The organism is Methylocystis borbori (assembly GCF_036576025.1).
GTDB classification, from domain to species: domain Bacteria; phylum Pseudomonadota; class Alphaproteobacteria; order Rhizobiales; family Beijerinckiaceae; genus Methylocystis; species Methylocystis borbori.
Genome location: NZ_JAZHYN010000021.1, coordinates 47,122 through 57,454 on the forward strand (window position 1 = coordinate 47,122; position 10,333 = coordinate 57,454).

Annotated in this window: 8 protein-coding genes and 1 pseudogene; 4 read left to right on the top strand and 5 right to left on the bottom strand. The window is 66.4% G+C overall.

Annotated elements, in window-relative coordinates; all coding sequences use genetic code 11:
* Nucleotides 1-187 precede the first annotated feature (187 nt).
* Nucleotides 188-526, bottom strand: coding sequence for a hypothetical protein (locus tag V3H18_RS08955; protein WP_332081679.1), 339 nt, complete (start codon nt 524-526; stop codon nt 188-190).
* Between the two features lie 116 nt (nt 527-642).
* Between V3H18_RS08955 and dusA the strand changes: the two genes are divergently transcribed.
* Nucleotides 643-1,656, top strand: coding sequence for a tRNA dihydrouridine(20/20a) synthase DusA (gene dusA, locus V3H18_RS08960; RefSeq protein ID WP_332081680.1), 1,014 nt, complete (start codon nt 643-645; stop codon nt 1,654-1,656).
* An 11-nt stretch (nt 1,657-1,667) separates the two neighbouring features.
* Here dusA and cobS read toward each other — a convergent pair whose 3' ends face one another.
* Nucleotides 1,668-2,435 carry an adenosylcobinamide-GDP ribazoletransferase gene (gene cobS, locus V3H18_RS08965; RefSeq protein WP_332081681.1) on the bottom strand — a complete coding sequence of 256 codons (768 nt, stop codon included), beginning with the start codon at nt 2,433-2,435 and terminating at the stop codon, nt 1,668-1,670.
* A gap of 87 nt (nt 2,436-2,522) precedes the next feature.
* Nucleotides 2,523-4,022, bottom strand: a complete 1,500-nt coding sequence (locus tag V3H18_RS08970; protein ID WP_332081682.1) for a phosphomannomutase/phosphoglucomutase — start codon at nt 4,020-4,022, stop codon at nt 2,523-2,525.
* Nucleotides 4,023-4,132: 110 nt separating this feature from the next.
* Between V3H18_RS08970 and V3H18_RS08975 the strand changes: the two genes are divergently transcribed.
* A complete protein-coding gene (locus tag V3H18_RS08975; RefSeq protein WP_332081683.1) occupies nt 4,133-4,687 on the top strand; it encodes a DUF3617 domain-containing protein in 555 nt (184 codons plus the stop codon).
* A 21-nt stretch (nt 4,688-4,708) separates the two neighbouring features.
* Here the strand turns inward: V3H18_RS08975 and hrpB are convergent, their stop codons facing one another.
* On the bottom strand, nt 4,709-7,333 hold the full coding sequence (gene hrpB / locus V3H18_RS08980; protein ID WP_332081684.1) for an ATP-dependent helicase HrpB: 2,625 nt from the start codon (nt 7,331-7,333) through the stop codon (nt 4,709-4,711).
* Nucleotides 7,334-7,415: 82 nt separating this feature from the next.
* Nucleotides 7,416-9,101 (bottom strand): hypothetical protein, encoded by a 1,686-nt coding sequence (locus V3H18_RS08985; RefSeq protein WP_332081685.1) that lies wholly within the window; start codon nt 9,099-9,101, stop codon nt 7,416-7,418.
* A gap of 239 nt (nt 9,102-9,340) precedes the next feature.
* Between V3H18_RS08985 and V3H18_RS08990 the strand changes: the two genes are divergently transcribed.
* Entirely contained in the window at nt 9,341-9,877 is a 537-nt protein-coding gene (locus V3H18_RS08990) for a SixA phosphatase family protein (protein ID WP_332081686.1), read from the top strand.
* A gap of 28 nt (nt 9,878-9,905) precedes the next feature.
* A pseudogene (locus V3H18_RS08995) lies at nt 9,906-10,333 on the top strand (hypothetical protein); the annotation flags it as partial.

Below are 10,333 nucleotides of genomic sequence, written 5' to 3' on the forward strand. Positions count from 1 at the left end.
CGGCGGGCGCTCAGCATGTTGTCAAGCCGTTCGAATATCTTCTGCCGCGACAGCATCATCGTTTGCATGATGGGCACGACTTTGTCGTCCGCAAAGTCGGCTCGGCTTGGCGTCAGCGAATCGTAGGCGATCAATGGGTGCGGCGCTTTGAGCAAGCCGGTTCGCGCGAAGCGGCCAGAATGGGCGGCTACAAGCGGCCGAAACTGGAGCCGCACGCGCCTTTCTGGAAAGGCTTCGCTAAGAAGCCAGACATGACCCTGCAGATCAGGCTGGCGGCTTTTGATCGACCGATCTGCTTTCCTACATCCTGATGGTCCTCCCGATGCAGACGCACGAGATCGCCGAACGTCTTGGCGTTCTTTCGCGCACATTCGGTTGGAGATTCACCGCGATCAATCTGTCGCTCGATGTCCAGCGCCCATTCCTCCGCATCGCGACGGCGGAGAAACGACTCGTTGACATATTTTCCTTTGCGCCGAACCTGAGCGCGCCAGGACCCCGATTTGAGCTTCGTGAACGTCGCCATTTCGTGTGCGCTCTGTGTGCACTGAGAAGTCGAAAAACGGCGAAAAATGTCGTATCGAAGCGCAGACTGGCGCGCATATGACGCGTTCTACGCTGTTAGGGCCAAACTGAAAAATAATGCTGACCACCGAAGAAATTAGATTCTCCGTCGCGCCGATGATGGATTGGACGGACCGGCACTGCCGGTATTTCCATCGGCTGCTGACGCGGCGCGCGCGCCTTTACACGGAGATGCTGACCGCCGGCGCCGTCATCCAAGGAGACCGCGCGCGGCTGATGGAGTTCGATCGCTTCGAGCAGCCTGTCGCCATGCAGCTTGGCGGCGCCGAACCGGAGGCGCTCGCGCGCGCGGCGCGCGTCGTCGAGCAGTTCGGCTATGCGGAAGTCAATCTCAATGTCGGCTGTCCGTCGGATCGCGTCCAGAACGGCGCCTTCGGCGCCTGTCTCATGCGCGAGCCCGCGCTCGTCGGCGATTGCGTCAAGGCGATGAAGGACGCCGTCGCCATTCCGGTCACGGTGAAATGTCGCATCGGCGTCGACGATCAGGAACCTGAACAGGCGTTGTTCGCGCTCGCCGAAGCGAGCGTCGCGGCCGGCGTCGACGCGCTTTTCGTGCATGCGCGCAAGGCCTGGCTGCAGGGCCTATCGCCTAAGGAAAATCGCGACGTTCCGCCGCTCGACTATGCGCTCGTGCATCGCCTCAAACGCGCGCTGCCGGAAACGCCCGTCGCCATCAATGGCGGATTGACGCGTTTTGCCGAGATGCGCGCGCAGCTCCAATATGTCGACGGCGTCATGATCGGGCGCGCCGCTTACCAGGACCCCGCGCTGCTCCTTGACGTCGATGCGGAGTTTTTTGGCGCGCCGGCGCCGCTCGAGGACGCTTTCGCGGCGGTCGACGCCTTCATTCCCTATGTCGAAGCGCAATTGGCGAAGGGAGAGAAGCTGTCGGCGATGACGCGCCATGTGCTCGGCCTCTTCCCCGGCATGCCCGGCGCGCGCGCCTTTCGACGCAGGCTCGCGCTCGACGCCGTCCGCCCCGGCGCCGGCATCGAGACGCTCCGCGGCGCCGTGGACGAAGTGCGCCAAGCGATGACGCGCCATGCGGAATTTCTCGCGGCGGCGCAATAGTCTGTAGAGGATCAACCCGCCGAGAGCGACAGCAGGATGGCGATTTCCGCGACCTGCTGCGCGGCGCCCAGCACATCGCCGGTATAGCCGCCGATCTGTTTCCTTGCGAGCGCCGCGACGAGCGCGCCGCCGGCGAAGGCCGCGATGATCGCAACGACAAGCTGCGCAAGACCCGCGCCCACGAGCCAGGGCGCGACGCCAAACGCCGCCGCATAGGCCCATGCGCGCGTCAAGGCTTCGCGCGAGGGCGCGGCCGCCGCTGCGGCGAGCCCATCGGCGCGGGCCGGCGCCAGCGTCGTCATCGGGACGAGGCCGGCGACGCGCGACAGCGCCGCCGCGAAGACGAGCGCGAATGCCGACAGAAGAATCCCACGCTCGACGAGCGCGGCGAGCGCAGCCGCGCGCAGCAGGACGGAAAGCAAAAGCGCCAGCGCGCCATAAGATCCGATGCGGCTGTCGCGCATGATCGCAAGCTTTGCCTCTCGCGTCGCGCCGGCCAATCCATCGGCCAGATCGGCGAGCCCGTCTTCATGCAGCGCGCCCGTTATAATGATCAGCGTCGCGACGGCGATGAGCGCGCAGACGAGCGGCGGCAGATGGCAAATGCGCGCGACGATGAGGCTCGCCGCGCCAAATGCGCCGATCAGCGCGCCGGCGAGCGGAAGCGCTGGCGCGAGCCGCGCGAGATCGGGCGGCGCGTCGGCGCGCGCGCGCCCGATGGGAAGCCGCGAATAGAATTGCAGACAAATCGAAACGTCTTCGAGAAGCGCGCGCCACATAGGCCGTTCTTGCGGCGCCGCGCCCGCTTTGTCGAGCCTTTCCCCGCCATTGCCTCGCGTGCGCGGCGGAAGGCGCGCCCGGCCCCCTCAGATCGTCTGATTATAGGCGCCGACCTCGGGATTCTCGCGCAAAATCGCGTCGATCGCGTGGAACATCTCGCGCATCCGCGCTTCCGAAACGGGGCTTTCGACGACGACGACGAGCTCCGGCTTGTTGGACGAAGCGCGCACCAGCCCCCAAGTGCCGTCGGCGACCGTGACGCGCACGCCATTGATGGTGACGAGATCGCGGATCGGCTCGCCGATGATCTTTTCGCCGGCGGCCCGCATCTTCTCGATGCGCGCCGTCACCTTGTCGACGACGCCATATTTCTTTTCGTCGTCGCAATGCGGCGACATGGTCGGCGAACCCCAGGTCTTCGGCAATTCGCCATAGAGGTCCGCCATCGTCTTCGTCGGATTGCGGTCGAGCATTTCGAGCACATGCACGGCGGTGAGGAGGCCGTCGTCATAGCCGCGGCCGATCGGCTCGTTGAAGAAGAAATGGCCGGATTTCTCGAAGCCGGCGAGCGCCTTCTTCTCGCTGACGCGGCGCTTGATATAGGAATGTCCGGTCTTCCAATATTCGGCGACGACGCCGCGCGCGACCAGCTCGGGGTCGGTGGCGAAGAGGCCGGTCGATTTTACGTCGACGACGAAAGTGGCGTGGGGATGGAGCTTCGAGAGATCGCGCGCCAGCATGACGCCAATCTTGTCGGCGAAAATCTCTTCGCCCTTATTGTCGACGACGCCGCAGCGGTCGCCGTCGCCATCGAAGCCGAGGCCGACGTCGGCGCCGGTCTCGCGCACTTTGTCAGCGATCGCGTGCAGCATGTGCAAATCTTCCGGATTGGGATTATAGCGCGGAAAGGTGTAGTCCGGCTCAATGTCGAGCGGAATGACCTCGCAGCCGATACGCTCCAGCATTTGCGGCGCGAAGGCGCCCGCGGTGCCATTGCCGCAGGCGGCGACGACCTTCATCTTGCGCGAAAAGGGCGGCCGTCGCGTCAGATCGTCGAGATAGCGCGCGCCGAAATTTTCGACATAGCGATAGGAACCGCCCTCCTCCTCGCGAAATTCTCCGGCGAGCACGATCTCCTTCAACCGGCCCATCTCTTCCGGGCCGAAGGTCACGGGACGCTGCGCGCCCATTTTGACGCCGGTCCACCCATTGTCATTATGCGAGGCCGTCACCATCGCCACCGCCGGCGCATCGAGTTCGAATTGCGCGAAATAGGCCATCGGCGACAAGGCGAGGCCGATGTCGCGCACGCGCACGCCCGCCGCCATGAGCCCGGTCACCAGCGCCAGTTTGATCGAGGCGGAATAGCTGCGATAGTCATGTCCGACGACGATCTCCGGCGCGACGCCCAATTCGCGCAAAAGCGCGCCGAGCCCGAGGCCCAGCGCCTGCACGCCCATGAGATTGAGCTCCTTTTCGAACAGCCAGCGCGCGTCATATTCGCGAAAGCCGGTGGCCTTTACGAGCGGCGTCCGCTCATATTCGAATGTGTTGGCGCGCAAATTCTGAACGGGCTTGGGAAACATAGATGATCCTTGATGCGTCGGAGGTCGCTTCGGCGCATCGTTTACACCGTCGCGCCGCGCCAGCAAAATATCGAAACTGCGGCAGGCCGATGACGACAATGGGGACGATCATGCGTGCAAGAGGAATTCTCTCGCTTTCCATCGCCTTTCTGCTGTCTCCGGCCGTCGCCGGCGCCGCGGCCGAGCCGCCCCGGCGAAAGCCGGGATTATGGGAAATCCATACCGAAATGAACGGCAAGCCCTCCCCCGTCGGCGCGATTCAGAATTGCATCGACGAGAAGACCGACAATCTCCTGAAAGAAGGCGCGACCGACTTGCAATCGATGTGCGAGGAGACGAGCTGGTCGAAGGAAGGCGATTCCTACGCGATCAAATCCGTCTGCAAGATCGGCAAAAGCGTCGCGACGACGCAAGGGAAATTCACCGGCTCCTTCGATTCCGCTTATCGCGGCGACATGCATATGACTTACGAGCCGCCGCTGCACGGCATGTCCAAATCCGACATAACGCTCACGGCCACATGGCTCGGCCCCTGCAAGCAGGGCCAGAAGCCCGGCGATATCGTCATGCCGAACATGCCGTCAATTCCCGGCCTGCCGAAGACCATCAACATGGAAGACATTATGAAGCTGCGCGACCAGATGAAGCGCATGCAGTCGCGCTGAGGCGGCCCGGAAGGCGCGAGCCTACTGGCCGCGCGGCTTGGCGCGCGTCGTCGGCTGCGCCGCCGCCGGATCGTCCGGCCAGGGATGGCGCGGATAGCGGCCCTTCATCTCCTTCTTCACCTCGCTCCAGGAGCCAGCCCAGAAGCTCGGCAGATCGCGCGTCGTCTGGATCGGACGATGCGCAGGCGACAGCAGTTCGAGCGTCAGGGGCGCGCGCCCGCGCGCGAGCGTCGGATGGCGCGAGAGCCCATAAAGCTCCTGCACGCGCACAGAGAGCAACGGCCCGTTCTCCGCGGCGTAATCGAGCGCATGGCGCGCGCCGGCCGGCGTCTCGAAGAAGGCGGGCGCCTCCTCGTCGAGCCGCCGGCGCATGTCATAGGGAATGAGCTGCGCGAGCGCCGCGTCGAGATCGTCCGGCGCAATCTCCGCGAGCGAGGCGCGCCCGACGATGAAAGGCGCGAGCCAATCCTCGACGCTTTCGGCGAGCGCCGCGTCACTGACATCCGGCCATTCGTCTCCCTCGGCGCGGCGCAGAAAGGCGACGCGGTCGCGCAATTGAATTTGCGCTTTCGTCCAGGGCAGGCGCGACGCGCCGAGACTCGCGACGCCGCGCGCGAGCAGCCGCGCATTTTCTTCCGAAGGCTCTATGGAGAGATTGCGCTCCGAAAGACGGATCGCGCCGAGACGCCGAAAGGCGCGCCGCCTGAGCGCCGCGTTCGCGGGATCGAAGATGGTTTCGTCGCGGGTCTCGATGCGTTTCGCTGCGATCGCCTCGATCTCTTCGGCGTCGAGCGCGCAGGCGGCGAGAATGCGCGCCTGCGCCGCGACGCCGGCGACTTCCGCGACGGCGAGAAAGGGCGCGCGGGCGAGCGGATCTTCGAGGGGAAGCGTCGCGGCGCGGCCGTTCGCCATGAGAAATTCGCCGCGCGCGCCGCGCGATTTGGCGAGCCGGTCGGGATAAGCGAGCGCGATCAGCGCGCCGTCGGAAAGCGGCGACGGACGAGTTTCCTCGTCCTTCGAGACGCCGCTCCGCGGCTCCTCAGGATGAGGAAACTCTTCTTCGCGCCTCCCCGTCCTCGATCTCATCCTGAGGCGCGAAGCCATCGGCTTCGTCTCGAAGGACGAGGTCGAGGACGTGATATCCATCCCGGCCGCCGCCTGCGCCTGCTTCGCCCATTGGGCGGCGAGGCGCAGCGCGTCGCGCGCGCGTTTGGCGCGATCGCCCTGCAGCCGCTCCAGCCGATGCGTCAGATCCGCGTCCGAGCCGCCGAGCCCCCGCTCCGACAGCAGCATGGCGAACTGCGCGCCGCGTGCCGCTTCGCCGCAACGCGCCGCCTCGACCACCATATGCGCGAGACGCGGCGCGAGCGGCAGCGCGCGCATCGCGGCGCCCGTGTCAGTAAGTCTTCCGTCTTCGTCCAGCGCGCCGAGATCGCGGTCGAGCGCGACCGCCTCCTTCCAGGCCGGCGCCGGCGGCGGATCGAGCCATTTGAGCGAAGCCGGATCGCGCGCGCCCCAATGGGCGAGATCGAGCGCGAGGCCGGAGAGATCGGCGGCGAGAATCTCCGGCGCGGCGAAGGCGGGGAGCGACGCCGTCTGCGGCTCGTCCCACAGGCGATAGCAGACGCCGGGCTCCGTGCGCCCGGCGCGCCCGCGCCGCTGATCGACGCTCGCCCGCGCGGCGCGTTGCGTTTCGAGCCGCGAGAGGCCAAGGCCGGGTTCGAACCGCTGCACGCGCGCGAGGCCGCTGTCGATCACGATGCGCACGCCCTCGATCGTGAGCGAGGTCTCCGCGATGGAAGTGGCGAGCACGATCTTGCGCCGTCCCGGCGGCGAAGGCGAGATGGCGCGGTCCTGCTCGCCACGCTCCAGCGCGCCATAAAGCGGCGCGACATCGACGCCCTCCAGCCGCGCTTCGTGGAGCCGTGACGCGACGCGCATGATCTCGCCCTGCCCCGGCAGAAAGGCGAGGATGGAGCCCTTCTCCTCGCGTAGCGCGCGCAGGATCGCGCGCGTCATCGCCTCTTCGATGCGCGCGTTGGCGTCGCGGCCGAGATAGCGCGTCTCGACATCATAAGCGCGGCCTTCGCTCGTAATGGTCTTCGCGTCCATCAGCGCCGCGACGCGCGCGCCATCGAGCGTCGCCGACATGGCGATGAGGCGCAGATCGTCGCGCAACGCGCCCTGCGCATCGAGCGCCAGCGCGAGACCGAAATCCGCGTCGAGCGAACGCTCGTGATATTCGTCGAAGAGAACGGCGGCGACGCCCTCGAGCGACGGATCGTCGAGGATCATGCGCGCGAAGACGCCCTCGGTGACGACTTCGACGCGGGTCTTGCCAGAGACTTTCGATTCGAGGCGCATGCGCAGACCGACGGTTTCTCCGACGCTTTCGCCAAGCGTCGCGGCCATGCGGCTCGCCGCCGCGCGCGCCGCGAGGCGGCGCGGCTCCAGCAGAATGAGCTTGCGTCCTTTCCTCCAGTCCGCGTCTAGAAGAGCGAACGGCGCGCGCGTCGTCTTGCCGGCGCCGGGCGGCGCGACGATGACGAGATTAAGCGCCGTCTCCAGCGCCGCGCGGATCGCCGGCAGCGCTTCGTCGATAGGCAAGGGAGAAAGCAGTTGCGTCAACGAGGGCGCCAATCGCATTCGCTCTCTTGAAGAAGCGCCGCGCGCGCAAGGTGACTCTCCACACTCGCCTTCAAGGGGAGAATGGAGATAAGCGGCCTTGTCATTCCGCGCTCGCCTCCACCTCAAGCGCCTCCAGAATGTCGCCCGGCTTTTTCGTCAAGGCGTCGAGGGCGTTGACGCCTTTCGGCGCGACGAGCCGCAGATGCAGGCGTTTCGGCTTTAAGATGAAGGCCGAGACGGCGCCGGCGATTCGCTTGGCCTTTTCGCCGCCGCCGGCAAGCTCCGCGATCGCGAGCGCGGCGGCGCTGGCGTATTCCGCGCGCGCTTGGTCGAGCGTGGTTTTCCGTTCCTTGGCTTCGAGCGCGAGCGTGCGCTCGATGAGACCGCCGCCCTCGAGCATCAGATCGACGGATTTGACCGAGACCGCGAGCGCCGCCGCGCGCGAGATCATCGGGGACGAGGAAAACACCGCGCCGGACACGTTGTTAAGCGTCGCGGAGAGGCGCGCCGCGCCCATATCCGCGCCTTCGATCGACAGCGGCTCCAGCGCGGCCTCCCAGCTCTTGTCGCGCCATTCGCCGGCCGCGAAGGCGGAGAGATCGAGGTCGCGATAGCCGAGCGCGAGGAATTGCGCCGTCCCCTGCGTCTCGCCGCGCGCCGCGAGATCGACGACGAATTTGTCGAAACGGGCGGAAAGTTTCGTCGGCGTCGACTCGACGAAATTCGCAAAATCCGCGCTGGCGTTTTCGAGCCGAAATTTGATCCGCGAGTTCGCGCTGGCCTTCGCATCCGGCATGTCGGCGATGACGTTCTTGATCTCCACATGCGCGAATTTCGGATAGGCGCCGCCCTGAAGGACAGGCGCAAGCTCCACCCCGCCCAGGGCGAAACGCCCGGCCGAAAGGACTCCGCCATCGGAAGCCTGAAGCGAAAAATCCTCAAGAAACATCTCGCCGACGCCGGCGCCGGCGAATTTCGTCGCGCCGAGGCGCGTGATGTTTATGCGATAGGGCTTCTCCGCCGGCGCGCCCTTGCCCGTCGCGACGATGTCGCGCGCTTCGGCTGCGGACGCCTCAAAGGAGAGAAGCGCGTCCAAAAGATCGCGCGTCAGCGCGGCGTCGTTCTCGGGCTTGGCGGGATCGAGCTTTTCGAGCCGCTCGATGAGCTTGCCCGGCGGCGCGGCCAGCGCCCGCCCGCGCAGCCCGGCGAGCGTCAGCCGTCCGGTCGCCACGACAAAATTTTCGGCGCTGTCTTCGAAACGCGAGGATTCGACCGTCTCCTCCTCGACGAGCGGCTTTAGAGGTTCATCGGCGCCGCCGCGGCCGGAGAGCGCCACATGCATGAGCCCGCGAAGATCGACGCCCTTGGAGACGGAGGCGCCCCAGGAGACGCGCTGAACGCCGCCGTTTGAGGATTCGGCCGTTTCCTCGCCGCCTTCGCCGCGCGCGACGGCCGCGCGGCCGGAGACGACATTCTCGAAGACGAGGCCGCGATAGGTCGCGCGGGCGACGCGCGTCTCACTGCGGCTTTCCGCGGTGAGCGAGGGGATGACGATGCGGCGCGCGGAAAGACGGGCGAATCGCAAATCGATCTCGCTCTCCGAGCCGGCAAAAAGCCGCGCCATTTCGGCGCGCGGCAGACTCGCGCCCTCGATGTCGACGCGCGGCGCGCGATAGGTCGTTCCCCCGAGCGTGAAGACGAGATTATCGAGCGAGAGCGGCGTTTCGGCGGCCCGCGCCGCAAGGGCGAGAAAAATCGCGACGCAAAGGGCGAGGAATTCGCGCATTGACGAACCTTCCGGGAGAGGACAGCCCAACTTGCACGGCGGGCCTTTCCGCGTAAAGACGGCGGGCTTTTGTCGCGGCCGGCGCTTCCATCCCGGGGCTGGCGCCCTGCCCGGCCCCGCCGTGTTAGAGCATGTTCACAAAGCGATGATTCAAGGACACGCTCCTGTTTCACAGGCTGACGCCTTTTCCGCGCTGAATGGGCGTCCGCTTCCGCGGAAAATGCTATTTAAGAGGCTACATGCGTCGTCTTCTGCTCCTGCGCCATGGCAAGGCCGACCGGCATTCCGCCGGCGGCGATCACGAACGTCCGCTCACCCGCCGCGGCGTCGAGGACGCCCGGCGCATCGGGGAGTTCCTCCGGGACGAGAAGATGATCCCGCAGCTCGCGGTCGCCTCGGACGCGCTGCGCGCCAAGCAGACGCTGGAGCGGGCGCTCGAGGCTCTTCCGATCCATGTCGCGCATATGTTCGAAACCACCATCTATCTCGCGCCGATGGAGCGCCTGATCGAAACCTTGCGCCTGACGCCGGACAAAATTTCGACTCTCCTCGCGGTCGGCCATAATCCCGGCTTTGGGGATCTCGCCTCCTGGCTCGCCGGCGCGGGCGATCCTGAAGAACTCAAGCTGATGCGCGAGAAATTTCCGACCGCCGCCCTCGCCGTGCTCGATTTCGAGATCGATCATTGGGAAGAGGTCCAGCCGGGCGGCGCCGGGTTGAAGCGTTTCGTGACGCCCGCCATATTGCGCGGCGACGCGGGGGATGAGCCGGACTGAAACCCCCGCGCCGCAGGCGGTCGAGCCCATGGTGATCGAAGCGCTTTTGATGATGCTCGCGACGGCGGCGCCGCAAAAGCCGCCGGCCGCGGCCGTCGCGCCCGCTTCGCTTTTCGCCCTGGCCCCCGCGCCCGCCTATAGGCCTGAGGCGCGCGCCGTCGACAATTGGCGCTTAGAGAGCGCGCTGGCGCTGGAGATGGCGCCCCTCGCCGCCGCGCGACGCGCGTTTGGCGTGGGGGAGGCCGAGCCCGGCCGCTGCGTCAAGCTCAACAATTACTGGTGCATAAAGAGCGCCGGCTGGAACGGCGAAATCGCCGCCGACGCCGAAGGGCATGTGGCCTTCGCCTCGGCCGAGGAAGGCGCGGCGGTCGCCGCGCTGCTGCTGCGCCGCTATTACGTCGATTATGGGCGGCGCAGCGCCCGCGCCATCGTCGCGCGCTGGGCGCCGGCGCAATG